18 protein-coding genes and 1 other RNA gene are annotated in these 14698 nt (G+C 66.8%); 12 read left to right on the top strand and 7 right to left on the bottom strand.

Translation table 11 applies throughout. The annotated features are described in order from the left end of the window. The first annotated feature begins 33 nt into the window (after positions 1-33). On the top strand, positions 34-885 hold the full coding sequence (locus AB1K63_RS00865) for a pirin family protein (RefSeq protein WP_366958006.1): 852 nt from the start codon (positions 34-36) through the stop codon (positions 883-885). A gap of 10 nt (positions 886-895) precedes the next feature. Here the strand turns inward: AB1K63_RS00865 and AB1K63_RS00860 are convergent, their stop codons facing one another. Then, complete coding sequence (locus AB1K63_RS00860) at positions 896-1585, bottom strand: D-Ala-D-Ala carboxypeptidase family metallohydrolase (RefSeq protein WP_366958005.1); 690 nt, start codon at positions 1583-1585, stop codon at positions 896-898. Between the two features lie 6 nt (positions 1586-1591). Further along, positions 1592-3703 (bottom strand): malate synthase G, encoded by a 2112-nt coding sequence (locus tag AB1K63_RS00855; RefSeq protein WP_366958004.1) that lies wholly within the window; start codon positions 3701-3703, stop codon positions 1592-1594. 133 nt (positions 3704-3836) lie between these two features. Here AB1K63_RS00855 and AB1K63_RS00850 point away from each other — a divergent pair, with 133 nt between their 5' ends. The 4 genes from AB1K63_RS00850 (at position 3837) to AB1K63_RS00835 (ending at position 7671) form a co-directional block, all read left to right on the top strand. Further along, positions 3837-5048 (top strand): hydrolase, encoded by a 1212-nt coding sequence (locus AB1K63_RS00850; protein WP_366958003.1) that lies wholly within the window; start codon positions 3837-3839, stop codon positions 5046-5048. Continuing rightward, positions 5045-6058 (top strand): arginine N-succinyltransferase, encoded by a 1014-nt coding sequence (locus AB1K63_RS00845; protein ID WP_366958002.1) that lies wholly within the window; start codon positions 5045-5047, stop codon positions 6056-6058. The genes AB1K63_RS00850 and AB1K63_RS00845 overlap by 4 nt, the downstream gene beginning before the upstream one ends. Position 6059: 1 nt before the next feature. Then, entirely contained in the window at positions 6060-7310 is a 1251-nt protein-coding gene (locus AB1K63_RS00840) for an N-succinylarginine dihydrolase (protein WP_366958001.1), read from the top strand. Positions 7311-7428: 118 nt separating this feature from the next. Further along, positions 7429-7671 carry a hypothetical protein gene (locus tag AB1K63_RS00835; protein ID WP_366958000.1) on the top strand — a complete coding sequence of 81 codons (243 nt, stop codon included), beginning with the start codon at positions 7429-7431 and terminating at the stop codon, positions 7669-7671. Between the two features lie 24 nt (positions 7672-7695). Here the strand turns inward: AB1K63_RS00835 and ssrA are convergent. After that, positions 7696-8075: a transfer-messenger RNA gene (gene ssrA, locus AB1K63_RS00830) on the bottom strand. Between the two features lie 43 nt (positions 8076-8118). Next, positions 8119-8598 (bottom strand): large conductance mechanosensitive channel protein MscL, encoded by a 480-nt coding sequence (mscL, locus tag AB1K63_RS00825; RefSeq protein WP_366957999.1) that lies wholly within the window; start codon positions 8596-8598, stop codon positions 8119-8121. 116 nt (positions 8599-8714) lie between these two features. Here mscL and AB1K63_RS00820 point away from each other — a divergent pair, with 116 nt between their 5' ends. The 6 genes from AB1K63_RS00820 to AB1K63_RS00795 are packed head-to-tail and all read left to right on the top strand — an operon-like array spanning position 8715 to position 12730. Beyond that, positions 8715-9320 (top strand): LemA family protein, encoded by a 606-nt coding sequence (locus tag AB1K63_RS00820; RefSeq protein WP_366957998.1) that lies wholly within the window; start codon positions 8715-8717, stop codon positions 9318-9320. Beyond that, positions 9317-9853 (top strand): TPM domain-containing protein, encoded by a 537-nt coding sequence (locus AB1K63_RS00815; protein ID WP_366957997.1) that lies wholly within the window; start codon positions 9317-9319, stop codon positions 9851-9853. The genes AB1K63_RS00820 and AB1K63_RS00815 overlap by 4 nt, the downstream gene beginning before the upstream one ends. Beyond that, a complete protein-coding gene (locus tag AB1K63_RS00810; protein WP_366957996.1) occupies positions 9850-10698 on the top strand; it encodes a TPM domain-containing protein in 849 nt (282 codons plus the stop codon). The genes AB1K63_RS00815 and AB1K63_RS00810 overlap by 4 nt, the downstream gene beginning before the upstream one ends. 3 nt (positions 10699-10701) lie before the next feature. Continuing rightward, entirely contained in the window at positions 10702-11376 is a 675-nt protein-coding gene (locus AB1K63_RS00805) for a hypothetical protein (RefSeq protein WP_366957995.1), read from the top strand. After that, the gene (locus tag AB1K63_RS00800; RefSeq protein WP_366957994.1) at positions 11373-11945 is read left to right on the top strand and encodes an NUDIX hydrolase; all 573 of its coding nucleotides are present in this window, start codon (positions 11373-11375) and stop codon (positions 11943-11945) included. The genes AB1K63_RS00805 and AB1K63_RS00800 overlap by 4 nt, the downstream gene beginning before the upstream one ends. Positions 11946-11947: 2 nt before the next feature. Then, on the top strand, positions 11948-12730 hold the full coding sequence (locus tag AB1K63_RS00795; RefSeq protein ID WP_366957993.1) for an SDR family oxidoreductase: 783 nt from the start codon (positions 11948-11950) through the stop codon (positions 12728-12730). Between the two features lie 94 nt (positions 12731-12824). On the opposite strand, the gene AB1K63_RS00790 is transcribed toward AB1K63_RS00795, so the two are convergent. From AB1K63_RS00790 to AB1K63_RS00780, 3 genes are read right to left on the bottom strand one after another with little or no spacing between them, the layout of a single operon-like run. Continuing rightward, on the bottom strand, positions 12825-13040 hold the full coding sequence (locus tag AB1K63_RS00790; RefSeq protein WP_366957992.1) for a PspC domain-containing protein: 216 nt from the start codon (positions 13038-13040) through the stop codon (positions 12825-12827). Then, positions 13037-13165, bottom strand: coding sequence for a hypothetical protein (locus AB1K63_RS00785; RefSeq protein ID WP_366957991.1), 129 nt, complete (start codon positions 13163-13165; stop codon positions 13037-13039). Before AB1K63_RS00785 ends, AB1K63_RS00790 begins: the two co-directional genes overlap by 4 nt. 36 nt (positions 13166-13201) lie before the next feature. Next, positions 13202-13333 carry a hypothetical protein gene (locus AB1K63_RS00780; protein ID WP_366957990.1) on the bottom strand — a complete coding sequence of 44 codons (132 nt, stop codon included), beginning with the start codon at positions 13331-13333 and terminating at the stop codon, positions 13202-13204. Between the two features lie 224 nt (positions 13334-13557). Here AB1K63_RS00780 and recF point away from each other — a divergent pair, with 224 nt between their 5' ends. Then, complete coding sequence (gene recF / locus AB1K63_RS00775; protein WP_366957989.1) at positions 13558-14643, top strand: DNA replication/repair protein RecF; 1086 nt, start codon at positions 13558-13560, stop codon at positions 14641-14643. Positions 14644-14698: the final 55 nt, after the last annotated feature.

Below are 14698 nucleotides of genomic sequence, written 5' to 3'. Positions count from 1 at the left end.
GGAACCTCCCTGCCGCCTGCGCGTCGCTTGCGCATGTCCCGAAACGTAACCGCCATCCATCCCGCCCGGCGCGACGACATCCAGGATCTCGTCACCCGGCGTCCCGTCCCCGGTCCCGGCCTGCCGCAGGTCGACCCGTTCCTGTTCCTGAACCACCACGGGCCGCAGACCTACCCGCCCGGCAATCGCGGCCTGCCCTTCGGCCCGCATCCCCATCGCGGGTTCGAGACGGTTACCTTCATCCTGGAAGGCAGCCTGTCGCATCTCGACACCGGCGGCGGGGAAAGCGTGGTGCGCGCGGGCGGCGTCCAGTGGATGACCGCGGGCAGCGGGCTGATCCATGCGGAGCTTTCGCCCGAGGAATTCAAGCGCGAGGGCGGGCCGATGGAAATCCTCCAGCTCTGGCTCAACCTGCCCGCCCGGCTGAAGATGAGCGCGCCGCACTACGTTCCCGTGCCGGCCGCCGACATGGCGGAAACGAGACTGGCAGACGGCGTGACCATGCGGGCGGTCAGCGGCACGGACGGTGCGCCGGTCGAACCGCTGACGGGCGTGATGCTGGCGACGGTCGAATGCACGGCGGGCTCGTCCGCCACCCTGCCCGTGCCTGCCGGTCGCAGCGTCCTGTTCTACACGGTGCGCGGCGCGGTGTCGGTTGCGGGAACGCCAGTGCCGCAATGGCACCTGGCCGAGTTCTCCGACGGCGACAGCATTGCCGTCGAGGCGAACGAGGACGCGCTGATCCTGTTCGGCCATGCCGACCCGATCGGGGAGCCGGTCGTCGCGCACGGTCCGTTTGTCATGAACACGCGCGAGGAAATCGCGCAGGCCGTCAGGGATTACCAGATGGGCAAGTTCGGCGACCCGAACGCGATCGCGCGCTGAACGCGGCTTCTCAATCGAAGCTGCGGCACGGACTGCTGGCGCGCGTATATCCCCGGCCCCAGCTGCGATAGCCCGAGGCGTCGACATGGAACCGTCCGCCGGCGTAACCGGGCTCGTCCGGATCGTAATAGGCACCCAGCCCCATCCGGCTGCCCGCCCCGGCGCTTTCATGCATGGCGCATAGCGTCCGGTAGAGCGCCTCGCCCCTCTGGCGGTCCTGCGTCCCCAAATCCACCGCGGCGAAATCGAGATGGCGGCTGCCGCCCGCCCCGCCCGCGCGGACATTGAGCTCCGGCGTACGATAGGACGATCGCACCTCCACCGGGCCGACCGCCGGGATCACCTCGTCCCGCACCAGCCGCAGCGCGGGGACGACGTTGGGCCACAGATCCTCGGGCGGCAGGGCGAACGGCTCGATCCCGCATTCCGCGGCGTAGTAGGCATCGACGCGGGTCAGTTGCCATGCGGGCACAATTTGCCCGACGCCCTGCGCCTGCAGGAAGCCTTGCAGCTTGCGGAACTGCGGCGCGCGTTCCGGTTCCTTTGCCAGCCAGCGCTCGAACGCCGCTTCGGAATCGGGCGCGACCGCCGAGACCGGGATCCGCATCGCGACCGGCAGCAGGCCGCGATCCACCAGCACCAGCGCCACCCCGCCGACGAGCGCCACGGCGGCAACGAACGTCGCAAGGCGCCGCAGCATGTCGCCTCAGCCCGCGGCCTTCTTCTCCAGCCGCCACTTGTGCAGCAGCGGCTCGGTATAGCCGCTGGGCTGCCGCGTCCCTTCGAAGACCAGGTCCAGCGCCGCCCGGAAGGCGAGGCTGGTGTCCCAGTTGCCGGCCATCGGCTCGTACAGCGGATCGCCCGCGTTCTGCGCATCGACCTTGGCCGCCATGCGCTTCAGGCTGTCCATCACCTGCTCGCGCGTGGCGACGCCGTGATGCAGCCAGTTGGCCATGTGCTGGCTGGAAATGCGCAAGGTGGCGCGGTCTTCCATCAGGCCGACATCGTTGATGTCCGGCACCTTGGAACAGCCGACGCCCTGGTCGATCCAGCGCACGACATAGCCGAGCAGGCCTTGCGCATTGTTGTCGAGTTCCTCGCGTATCTCGTCTTCCGACCAGTTCGCGCCGCGCGCCAGCGGGATGGTCAGCAGGGCGTCCAGTCCCGGAGCGCTGCCCAGCCCCTTCTGAATCGCGAAGACGTTTTCCTGGTGGTAATGCATCGCATGCAGCGTGGCGGCGGTGGGCGACGGCACCCAGGCGGTGTTCGCACCCGCCCGCAAATGGCCGATCTTCTGCAGCATCATGTCGCCCATCAGGTCGGGCGCGGGCCACATGCCCTTGCCGATCTGCGCCCGGCCCGACAGGCCGCAGGCCATGCCGATGCCGACATTGCGCTTCTCGTAGGCATCCAGCCATTCGCTGCGCTTCATGTCGCCCTTGCGCATCATCGGGCCGGCTTCCATCGAGGTGTGGATCTCGTCCCCGGTGCGGTCGAGGAAGCCCGTGTTGATGAACACGATGCGGTCCTTCACCGCGTGGATACAGGCGGCGAGGTTGGCGCTGGTCCGGCGTTCCTCGTCCATGACGCCGACCTTGATCGTGTGCCGGTCGAGGCCCAGCAGGTCCTCCACCGCATCGAACAGGTCGTTGGTAAAGGCGCATTCCTCCGGACCGTGCATCTTGGGCTTCACGATGTAGATCGAGCCGGTCCGGCTGTTGCGCCAGCGGCCGTGGCCGCGCACGTCGAGCGCGCTGATAGCGGACGTGAATACCGCGTCCATGATACCTTCGGGGATCTCGCCCCCGTCCGCCAGCCGGATCGCCGGATTGGTCATCAGGTGGCCGACATTGCGCACGAACATCAGGCTGCGCCCGGGCAGGCGCTGCGCATGACCGTGGATGTCGTGGAAGCTGCGGTCCTGTGCCAGCTCGCGCGAGACGGTGCGGCCGTCCTTGCTGAAGCTTTCCTGCAGGTCCCCGCAGATGAGACCGTGCCAGTTGCGATAGGCGAGCAGCTTGTCCTCGCCATCGACGGCGGCGACGGAATCCTCGCAATCGGCGATGGTGGTCAGCGCCGCTTCCAGCACGACGTCGCTGATGCCTGCCGGATCGTCCTTGCCGATCGGGTGCCCGGGATCGAAACGCACTTCGATATGCAGGCCGTTATGGCAGAACAGGTGGCCTTGGTCGCTCCGGCCGACATACTGGCTCTCGTCCTTGAGCAGCCCGGCCCCGCTCCATTCTTCGTCCAGGTCGGCCCATTTCCTGCCGCCGGCCAGCGGCAGCGTCTCGTCCAGGAACGCCTTCGCGCGTGCGATCACCGCCGCGCCGCGATCCGGATCGTAGCCGCCCGGCTTCGCCGCCGGCGCGTCCAGCGCATCGGTGCCGTAGAGTGCATCGTACAGGCTGCCCCAGCGCGCATTGGCGGCATTGAGCAGGAACCGCGCATTGAGGATCGGCACCACCAGCTGGGGCCCGGCCATCGCGGCGATTTCCCGGTCGACGTCCTTGGTCCCGATGGTGAAGTCGCCCGGTTCGGGCACCAGATAGCCGATCTCTTCCAAAAAGGCGCGATAGGCGGCGGCATCGTGCGGCTGGCCCTTGCGCTCGCGGTGCCAGGCGTCGATCTGCCGCTGCAGGTCCTCCCGCTTGTTCAGCAGCGCGCGGTTGCGCGGGGCGAACCGTTCCAGCAACTGTGCGAAGCCTGTCCAGAACGATTCGGCATCCTTGTCCAGCAGCGGCAGGACGTCTTTTTCCAGAAGGTCGGCCAGCCCCGGAAAGACCTGCAATCCGGCGCGCATCACGTGGTCGGTCATGAAAATCCTCTGTTCGGTTTGGCGAACGTTATCAGGCATGCGACCCTGGGGAGGACGGCGTCGCTATGGCGCAGCCTCCGGCAAATGGCAACGGGCTTGGACTGGACCGTCAGGCCAGCTAGGGCCGTCACCGATGACCATGACAGACAGCGAGAGACAGGCCCTGCTGGAGCCGATCGACGGCGACGCGATGCTGGCCGATGCGCGCGCGTGGAGCGCGATCAACACCGGCACCGCGAACCTCGATGGCCTCGCCACGCTGGCCACGATGCTGGCGGATGCCTTCGCAACCCTTCCGGGCGAGGTCGAGCTGGTCGATCCCGCGCCGGTGACCGCGGTCGATGCCGACGGCCGCGAGTTCGAAAAGCCGCATGGCCGGCACATGGTCCTGCGGGTCCGCCCCGATGCGGAGCGGCGCCTGCTGTTCACCGGTCACATGGACACCGTGTTTCCCAAGGACCACCCGTTCCAGGAGCAGGTCTGGCTGGACGACGATACGCTGAACGGCCCCGGCCTTGCCGACATGAAGGGCGGGATCGCGGTCATCCTCCATGCCCTGCGCGCCTTCGAGGGCAGCGATGCGGCCCAGCGGATCGGGTACAACGTGATGATAAATGCGGACGAGGAGACGGGATCGCTGTCCTCCGCGCCGCTGATCGAGAGGCTTGCCCAGGGGAAGTATGCCGCGCTGACCTACGAACCGTCCGCCCTGCCCGACGGGACGCTGGCCCATGCGCGCGGCGGCAGTGGCAATTACTCGCTGACCGTCACCGGGAAATCCGCCCATGCCGGGCGCAACCCGCAGGACGGGCGCAACGCGCTGGTCGCCGCGGCCACGCTGGCCGTCCGGCTGAAGGACCTGCAGCGCGACGACATCCCGGTCAATCCGGCGAAGATCGACGGCGGCGCGGCCAACAACGTGGTCCCCGACCATGCCGTGCTGCGCTTCAACATCCGGCCCAAGGAACCGGCGGCGGCCGAGCGGTTCGAAGGCGAGCTCGCCGCGCTGGTGGGCGAAGTGAAGCAGGCGCAGGAGGTGGACATCCACGTCCATGGCGGCGTCACCCGCCCGCCCAAGCCCGTCGACCGCACGGCGCAGAAACTGTTCGACCTGGTGCGCGATTGCGGCGCGATGCTGGGGCAGGAGATCGGCTGGCAATCGACCGGCGGCGTTTGCGACGGCAACAACATCGCCGCGACCGGCGTGCCGGTGGTGGACACGATGGGCGTGCGCGGCGGCAAGATCCATTCGCCCGACGAATTCATGATCGTGCCAAGCCTGCCCGAGCGGGCCGCGCTCAGCGCGCTGCTGCTGCATCGCCTGGCCACGGGAGACGAGCTGTGACCTTCCGCATCCGCGCCAGCCGCCCCGACGATCTCGAGGCGCTGTACGAGATGGCCAAGCTGACCGGCGGCGGGTTCACCAACCTGCCCCCCGATCGCGACGCCCTGACCGCGAAGCTGCAAACGTCCGCCAGCGCCTTTGCCAATACCGGCGAGGAGATGGTCGACGAGACCTTCGTGCTGGTGCTGGAAAACGTGGAGACGGGCGCGGTGCGTGGCACCTGCCAGCTGATGACGCAGGTCGGCCAGCGCTGGCCGTTCTACTCCTATCGCCTCAACACGCTGACCCAGTATTCGCAGGAACTGGACCGCACGGTGCGTGCGGAAATGCTGAACCTCGTCACAGACCTCGAAGGCTGCAGCGAAGTGGGCGGCCTGTTCCTTCATCCGAACGAGCGGGCCGGCGGGCTCGGCCTGCTGCTCGCGCGGAGCCGCTACCTGTTCATCGCGATGCACCGGGCGCGCTTTGCCGACCGGGTCATCGCGGAACTGCGCGGCATCATCGACGAACGCGGCGGATCGCCCTTCTGGGACGGGGTCGCCGGGCGTTTCTTCGGCATGACCTTCCAGGAAGCGGACTATTTCAACGCCATCAACGGCAACCAGTTCATCGCCGACCTGATGCCGAAATACCCGGTCTACGTCGCCATGCTGGACGACGAGGCGAAGCGCGTGATCGGCCTGCCCCACCCCACCGGGCGCGCCGCGATGCGGATGCTGGAGAAGGAAGGCTTCGCCTATGAAGGCTATGTCGACATTTTCGACGGCGGCCCGACCATGATCGCGCGCACCGACAACGTGGTGAGCGTGGCGGGTGCGACCGGGGCGGGTTGCTCCGGGACGCTGGCGGACGAAGGCGAAAGCGCGCTGGTCGCGACCGGGCGGCTGGAGGACTTCCGCTGCTGCTACGGCTCGCGCGCGATTGCGGGCGACGCGGTATCCCTCGACCCGCAGGCGGCCGATGCACTCGGCGTGGCGGACGGGGACACAGTGTGGAGCGTGGCGCGCTGACATGACCCTCACGGAAATCAATTTCGACGGCATCGTCGGCCCCAGCCACAATTATGCCGGCCTCAGCCTCGGCAACCTCGCGGCCACCAGCCACAAGGGCGACACGTCCTACCCGCGCGCGGCGGCCCTGCAGGGGCTGGCGAAGATGCGCAGCAACATGGCGCTGGGCCTGCCGCAGGGCTTCCTGCTGCCGCTGCCCCGCCCCAACCCGGCGTTGCTCGACCGGCTGGCGGTGGACGAGACCGCCAATCCCGCGCTGCTCGCGTCCGCCTGGTCGGCCTCCAGCATGTGGACCGCCAATGCCGCCACGGTCAGCCCCACGCCCGATACCGCGGACGGGCGCTGCCACCTGACGCCGGCGAACCTCGTCACCATGCTCCACCGCGCGCAGGAATGGCCCGAGACGAAGCGCCAGCTCGACATCGCCTTCGCGGACACCGCGCATTTCGCGGTCCACGACGCCGTGCCGCCCAGCTATGGCGACGAGGGCGCGGCCAACCACATGCGCTTTTGCGAAGGTCACGCGGCCGCGGGCGTCGAAGTGTTCGTCTATGGGCGGCCCGGCGGGAAATTCCCCGCACGCCAGCACGAACAGGCCAGCCGCGCGGTCGCCCGGCTGCACGGGCTCGACCCGGACCGCTGCGTCTTCATCGAGCAGAACGGCGAGGCCATCGAAGCGGGCGCCTTCCACAACGACGTGGTCTCCGTCGCCAATGAGCGGGTGCTGTTCACCCACGAGCGCGCCTTTGCCGACGGGCACGGCGCGCACGAGGCGATCCGCGCCGCCTTCCCTGCACTGGAAGTGGTCGAGGTGCCGGAGAGCGCGGTCAGCATGGAAGAGGCGATCAGGAGCTACCTGTTCAACGCGCAGCTCCTCTCCCTGCCGGATGGCACCATGGCGCTGGTCGTTCCGCTCGAATGCCGGGAAAGCGCGCGTGTCTGGGACTGGCTGCAGGCGATGGTCGCGGGCAATGGCCCGATCCGCCGGGTCATCCCGGTGGATGTGCGCCAGTCCATGGCCAATGGCGGCGGCCCCGCCTGCCTGCGCCTGCGCGTGGTCGCGGACCCGGCAACGGTCGATCCGCGCTTCATGCTGGACGAGGCGAAAGCGGGCGCGATGGAGGACGTGATCGCACGTCACTGGCCGGAATCGATCGGACCGTCCGAAATCGGCACGGATGCCCTCGCCGATGCGGTAACGCGTGCCCGGAGCGCGTTGACGGACCTGCTGGAGCTTCCCGAACTCGGTTAACGCGCTCGACGCGCTTGTCGGGCACCCTTACACCCTTCGTGACGTTAATCAGCGCAAGGCGCAGAAATCCGTGGCTGGCACGGGGCTTGCGTGGCTGTTCGTTAACGAAAGGGAGCGCATGTTTCGCAAGGTCGGCCGACTGTTCGTGATCAAGACCCGCCTGGAGGCGTTCCTGGTGATCTACGCGCTCGCCGTCGGCGCGACCAGCCGCGGGGCGGCCTATCTCGACCAGTTCCCCGGCTTCTTCGGACAGCTGCTGTTCGTGTCCTGCACGGGCGTCGTCTTCCTCGCCGGCGCGAAGATCCTCGACTGCCTGAAATACGAAAAGGGCAAGCGCGAAGCTCCAGCCAGCCAGGGCTGAACGCGGCGTAGGAATCGGAAGGAAGGTGGGGGTTTCTGTTGCTAGCTACCCCCGGAGCCCCGGAATCCGCTTCTGTTGACCGGTGGGTCCAACCGCGCTTTAGCTTTGTAAATTCAGGCCGCTAGGCCCTAGAATTACGCAGCGAGAGCAAGTGCTTCGTTGTCGTTGGCACTTATCAAGGTGAACAGTTTTACGGGTTACTCAGCCCGGGCGAAAACTGCGTCTTTCAACACACGTCGATCCTGGTTCGGCCCCGTCAGGAGGCCCGGTTTCCCGCGCCTTTTGGTGGAGCCGCCGGGTACTGCCCCCGGGTCCGTTGTGCCTATTGCACGCCGCACTTTATCGCCATAGCCGGCCGAAACCGGCAGGTCCTATATAGGCGTTCGCGCCTTAATGGGAAGTGGATGTGAGGGACGGGCTCCGCGCCGTGCGGAGCCCGGTCCGGAGTCACGCCGCGCCGGTCTTGTCCTGCTTCAGTTCGGCGAGGATCTTCTTCAGCACGTCCAGCTGCGGATCGGTCGGGACCTCGTCGCTTTTCGAGCTGTCCTCCGTTTCCATCTGTTTGCGCTGCATTTCTTCCGTCACCCGGTTCACGCCGCGGATCAGCATGAACAGCGCAAAGGCGACAATCAGGAAATTGATGATGGCGGTGAGGAACGCACCGTAACCGATCATCGCGACGCCCGCTTCCTTCAGCTGCTCGTAATTGTCGACCGCGCCTTCGTATCCTTCGGGTATCTCGCCCAGCAGGATGAACCAGTTGGAAAAGTCGATATCGCCGAAGATCCAGCCTATCAGCGGCATCAGGATGCTTTCGGTCAGCTGAGTCACGATGCCGCTGAACGCAGCGCCGATGACGACACCGACGGCCAGGTCGATGACATTGCCGCGCGCGATGAATTTTTTGAATTCGGTTCCCAGGCTCATTCTCGGTCCTCCATGCCTCGTTCGGCCCAGGCTTTTAACGAATGTGGTTCGCTTGAATAGCGGTTAGCGTGTGCTATCTGCCTAAGACACGACTTATTCACGATGGAGTGCCCCCCATGACGTTCCGCTTCGTTCGCAACGCCGCGCTGGCCCTTGCCGCGTCCGTTACCCTTGCCGCATGCGGCATCAACTCGGTCCCGACGGCAGAGGAAAACGCCAAGGCCAAGTGGGCCGACGTGGAAGCGCAGTTCCAGCGCCGGGCCAACCTCATCCCCAACCTCGTCGAAGTCGCGCGCGGCGCGGCCCAGAACGAGCAGACCATCCTGACCGAAGTGACGAATGCGCGCGCCCGCGCAACCAGCGTCAACATCGACGCCGCCGATCTCGACAACCCGGAGGCGATGGCCGAATTCCAGGAAGCGCAGACGCAGCTGGGGCAGGGTCTGGGGCGCCTTCTGGCAAGCTTCGAGGCCTATCCTCAGATCACTTCGAACCAGAACTTCCTGGCGCTGCAGAGTCAGCTGGAAGGCACGGAGAACCGCATCGCGGTCGCCATCCGCGACTACAACGAGGCGGTTCGCCAGTACAACACGACCATCCGTACCTTCCCGGACTCGATCGGTGCCAACGTGATTCACGGTGCCGAACCGCTGGTCCCCTACGAGGCGACGACCGAAGGGGCCGAAGTCGCTCCGACGATCGACATGACCTCGGGCAATTGAGCCGCCCCGTGCGGCTCTGGTCCGCCCTTCCCGCAATCGTGCTCCTTGCGTCCTGCGAAGCCGCGGACGCGCCTGCAAGCGGCGCGCCGCTGGAATTGACGGGGCGTGTCGTCGATGCAGCCGACATAATCCCGGAGCGGATCGAGGCCGACCTCACCGGGCAACTGTCCGAGTTGGAGGACCGCACCCTCGCCCAGATGGTGATCGTCACCACGCCCGATCTGCAGGGCCGGTCGATCGAGGAATTCGGCATGGCGCTCGGCAATGGCTGGGGTATCGGGGATGCGGAGCGCAATGACGGGATCCTGCTGATAGTGGCGCCGAACGACCGGCGCGTCCGCATAGAAGTCGGCACGGGACTGGAAACCGTCCTGACCGACGAACTGTGCGCCGCCTATATCGACCGGATGCTGCCTTCGCTTAAGCAGGGCGATTATCTCGGAGCCATCATGATCGGGACCGACCTGATCGAGGCCCGCCTGCTCGAGACTTCCGTCACGCCGGTCACGGCGCGCGAAATGGTGCCGGCATGAGAGCACTCGCAATCCTGTTCACCGCGTTCGCGACGCTGCTGACGGTTCCGGCGTCTGCGCAGCCGACCAATTTCCCCGAGCTGTCCGGCCGGGTGGTCGATGCGGCGGACATCATTCCGGAAGAAACCGAGGCGGCGCTCAACGCCAAGCTTGCCGCGCTGGAAGAACAGTCGCAGCGGCAACTGGTGGTCGCGACCATCCCGGACCTCGAAGGATACGAGATCGCCGACTACGGGTACCAGCTTGGCCGCGAGTGGGGGATCGGCGATGCGGAGCGCAATGACGGCGCCCTGCTGATCGTCGCGCCGAACGAGCGGCGCGTGCGGATCGAGGTCGGCTACGGGCTGGAAGGCATCATGACCGATGCCCTGTCCTCCGTGATCATCAACCAGTCGATCCTGCCGCGCTTCCGCGAATACGATTATCCGGGCGGCATCGTCGCTGGGACCGATGCCATCATCCAGCAATTGCAATTGCCGGCAGAAGAAGCGCAAGCGGTCGCCCAGCAGGCGAGCGAGGAACGCGCGAACGATGGCGGATTCCCGGTCGGCGCGATCGGCTGGTTCATCGCGCTCGTATTCTTCCTGTTCGTCCTGCCGGCCATGTTCGGGCGCAGTCGCAAGCGGAAATATCGCGGCAAGAAAGGACGACGCGGCAGCGATCTGGGCGATGTCGCGACGAACATCATCCTCTGGGAGGTCGGCACCTCCATCCTCAGCGGCGCGCTATCGGGCGGCGATGACTGGGGCGGTGGCGGCAGCGGTTTCGGTGGCGGCGGGGGCTTTGGCGGCTTTTCCGGCGGCGGCGGCAGTTTCGGGGGCGGCGGCGCCTCCGGGGGGTGGTAGGAGATGGGTTATCTGGACGAGGCAGGTCACCGCGTGGTGAGCGATGCCGTGGCCGAGGCCGAGCTGGGTACATCGGGCGAGATCGTGACCGTGCTGGCCGACCGGTCGGACGGGTACTCCGATGTCGTGCTGGTATGGGCGGCGGCGCTCTCCATCCTTGCCATGTCGATCGTCTCCTTGGTCCCGCGTCCGCTGCTCGACCTGATCGATGCGGCGCTCGGCGGCTGGGGCCATGAATGGACCAGCGGCGAGGCGATGGCCGTGGCGGCATCGGTCGGCGCCCTCTCCTTCGTCCTGTTCTGGCTGCTGCTGAGCGCGGACGCGATCCGTTTCGCGATCCTGCCCGGATCGGTGCGCACCCAGCGCGTCCACGCTATGGCGATCCGCCACTTCAAGGTCGGTGCCGAACGGCGCACGCACGGGCGGACCGGCGTGCTGATCTACCTCTCCATGCGCGAACACCGCGCCGAGATCGTCGCCGACGAGCCGATCGCGGCGAAGGTCGATGCCGAGGTCTGGGGCGACGCGATGGGCGACATGCTGGTCGAGATCAGGGACGGCCGCATCGCCGAAGGCCTGGCCGCCGGCATTCGCGACGTGGGCGAAATCCTGGCCGAGCATTTCCCGCGCGAGGCCGACGACGAGAACGAGCTGCCCGACAGGCTGATCGAGGTATGATGCTGCCGGACGCGAAACACCGCGGAGCGGACGCCCCTGAAATGGACCTGCCCGAGGAGACCGTCTGGGAAGGCCGCTTCATCGTCGGCAAGAAGCGCGGCAAGTGGGAATACGCGGTGCGCGCCCGCGGCATAAGGGCCGCCGCCATCCTGGCGGTGGAGGACGGACATGTCCTGCTGGTGTCGCAGTACCGCGTCCCGCTGGGCCGCGTCTGCCTCGAGATACCGGCGGGCCTCATCGGGGACGAGGATGGCGGCGAAGGCGAAAGCGCCGTGACCGCAGCGATCCGCGAACTGGAAGAGGAAACCGGCTACCGCGCGGAGCGGATGGAGGACCTGGGCACCTATTATTCCAGCCCCGGCATGGTCGGCGAAAGCTTCACCCTGCTGCGCGCCCGCGGCCTGACCCGCGTGGGCGAAGGCGGTGGCACCGACAGCGAGGACATCACGGTCCACCGCGTTCCGCTAGACGGACTCGAGGAATTCGTTGCCCGCTGGCGGGAGGAAGGCCATGCCGTCGACGTGCGCATCGCCATGCTGCTGATGCCGACGATTTTGCAGGGAGAATGACGATGGCGGGACGGTGCGAAGGCAAGCTGGCGCTGGTGACGGGAGCGGCGCAGGGTCTGGGCGCGGCGCATTCGCGGCGGCTGGCCGAAGAAGGCGCGCGGGTGCTGTGCACGGATGTGAACGAAGATGGCGCGAAGGAAACCGCCGCCGCGATCAACGAGAGCTTCGGCGACGGAACGGCCTTCGCCCTCGCCCATGACGTGACCGATCCGGCCGCATGGGACGCCGCCGTGGACGCGGCGCGTGAGCATCTGGGCGGGCTCAACGTGCTGGTCAACAATGCCGGGATCGGCGTTGGCGGCAACATCGAGACCTGCGATTTCGCGGACTGGCAGCGCTGCTTCGCGGTCAATGTCGATTCCATCTTCCACGGTTGCCAGAAGGCGCTGCCCCTGATGCGCGAACATGCGCCGGGCTCCATCATCAACATTTCCAGCATCGCCGGCCTGATAGCCAGCGACACCATGCCCGCCTACAACGCGTCCAAGGCGGCAGTCTGGATGCTGAGCAAGTCGATCGCACTGCACTGCGCGAAGAACAACATGCAGATCCGCTGCAATTCGGTGCATCCCACCTTCGTCGACACGCCGATCCTCGACGGGACGGCGCGCGCGCACAAGCTGGACAAGGACGTGCTGCTGGGCAAGCTGGCGCGGCAGATCCCGCTCAAGTTCGTCGGTGAGCCGGACGACATCGCCAATGCGGTGGTCTACCTGGCGAGCGACGAAAGCCGCTTCATGACTGGCGCGGAAATCAAGCTGGACGGCGGCATTTCCGCCATGTGATGCGCAAAAAGAGAGGGGCCAGCGGCCCCTCCCGGTTTTCAGTGATGTGAAGCACGGCCGGTGCGAAAACCGGGACGGTTCGGCAGGGCCGTGCTCAGTCCGCCACCAGGGCGATCAGGATGTAGACCAGGATCAGCGATCCGAAGCCCAGCAGCGTTCCGGCAGCGAAAGCGACCCGGACCAGCATGGGATCGACGCCCAGGTAGTTGGCGATACCGCCGCACACGCCCCAGATCTTGTTATCCTCGCGGTCCAGCCGAAACTGCTTGGCCGAAGTGCCGCTGCTCGTGTTGTTGTCCATCTGGTTCATGCGATGGCTCCCGGCAGGATGGCACCGTTGTTGGCCGGCGCGATGGCTGTGGCCAGAACGATGGCGGTGACGAAAAGCGACGCGAATGCGGCGGTCGCCTTGCGGGAGAGTGCTTCGTAAGTCATTTGCAATGTGTCCTTTCAGGTTCGGTAGAATTCAGGTCAGGCGACCATCGTCGGCAGAACGGCGCCCTGGTTGGCGGGAGCGATCGCGGTAGCGAAGACCATCGCGGTGAAGGCCAGCGACGCGACGGCGGCAAAGGCGCGGCTGCTGAAGAGATTGAATTTCGGCATCGGTATTTTCCCTTTTCTCGTTTGCGGCGAGGCCCATCCCCTGCCGACATGAACAGTTATGCAGATGGCGTGCCAGTTTTGGTTTCTGGCGTAAAATCAGACATTTGGCGTTACGGTCGCCGGCTCCGGATGATGCCGAAAACGCTAAATTGGGATTTTTCACCAACTATTGGAATGGTATAAACCGCACAGTTGCGCTGTGAGGCGATTTCGCCCATCGACCGGTGGTGCTCGACCGGATCAGCCTGTCCCATTTTCGCAATCACGTCGCGACCGAGCTGGACGATACGCGTGGCTTCAACCTGCTTGTGGGGGAGAACGGCGCGGGCAAGACCAACGTGCTGGAAGCGCTCTCCCTCCTCGCGCCGGGCCGTGGCCTGCGCCGGGCGGCCCTGCAGGAAATGGCGGGCGGAGACGGTTCGCACGGGTTCGCGATCGGCGCCTCCCTCTCCCTTCCCGCAGCGGGAGAGGATGTACGCCTCGGCACCCATGTCGAACCCCATCGCCCGGGCCGCAGGCTGGTGCGCGTCAATGGCAGCGAGGCGAGCGCGACGTCACTGGGGGAATGGCTGGCGATCGGCTGGCTGACACCGGCGATGGACCGCCTGTTCGCCGACAGCGCCGGTGCGCGCAGGCGCTTCCTCGACCGGCTGGCGCTCGCACTCGATCCGGCCCATGCGCGCCATGCCAGCCGCTACGAAAGCGCGCTGCGCGAACGCAACCGGCTCCTGTCGGACGAAATGCCGCCCGATCCGACCTGGCTGGACGGGATCGAGGCGCAGATGGCGCAGCACGGCAGCGCGCTGGCGCTGGGGCGCCGGGCGACCGTGGACGCGCTGGAGCAGGCGCTCGCAGCCCTGCCCGATGCGCCCTTTGCCAAGCCCCTGCTGGAGCGCGATCCGGGCGGGCCCGACGAGGAGGATGCGCTGGCGCAGGCATTGCGGGACAACCGGCCCCGCGACCGAGCGGCGGGCCGCAGCCTGATCGGACCGCATCGGGAGGAACTCGTCGTCACCAAGGCGGACAGCGGCATTCCGGCCGCGCAATGTTCGACCGGGGAGCAGAAGGCGATGCTGGTCGCGATCATCCTCGCGCATGCGGAACGCGCGGCCGAGGGGCGGCCCGGTATCCTGTTGCTGGACGAGGTTGCCGCGCACCTGGATCCGGTCCGGCGGACTGCCCTGTTCGACCGCCTGCGCGCGGGCGGATCGCAGGTCTGGCTCACGGGAACCGAACTCGCCCCCTTCGCCGATATCCGCGCGGAAGCCGCGGTCTGGCAGGTCGGGAACGGCACCGTCGCCCGCATCTAGCAAAGGAAAAGGCCCCGCCACCGGATCGGCAGCAGGGCCTGTTCAAAGCAACCGG

The organism is Qipengyuania sp. JC766 (genome assembly GCF_040717445.1).
Taxonomy (GTDB): Bacteria; Pseudomonadota; Alphaproteobacteria; order Sphingomonadales; family Sphingomonadaceae; genus JC766.
The sequence above is the reverse complement of the archived record's forward strand: the minus strand, read 5'-3'. Positions and strand labels throughout refer to the sequence as shown.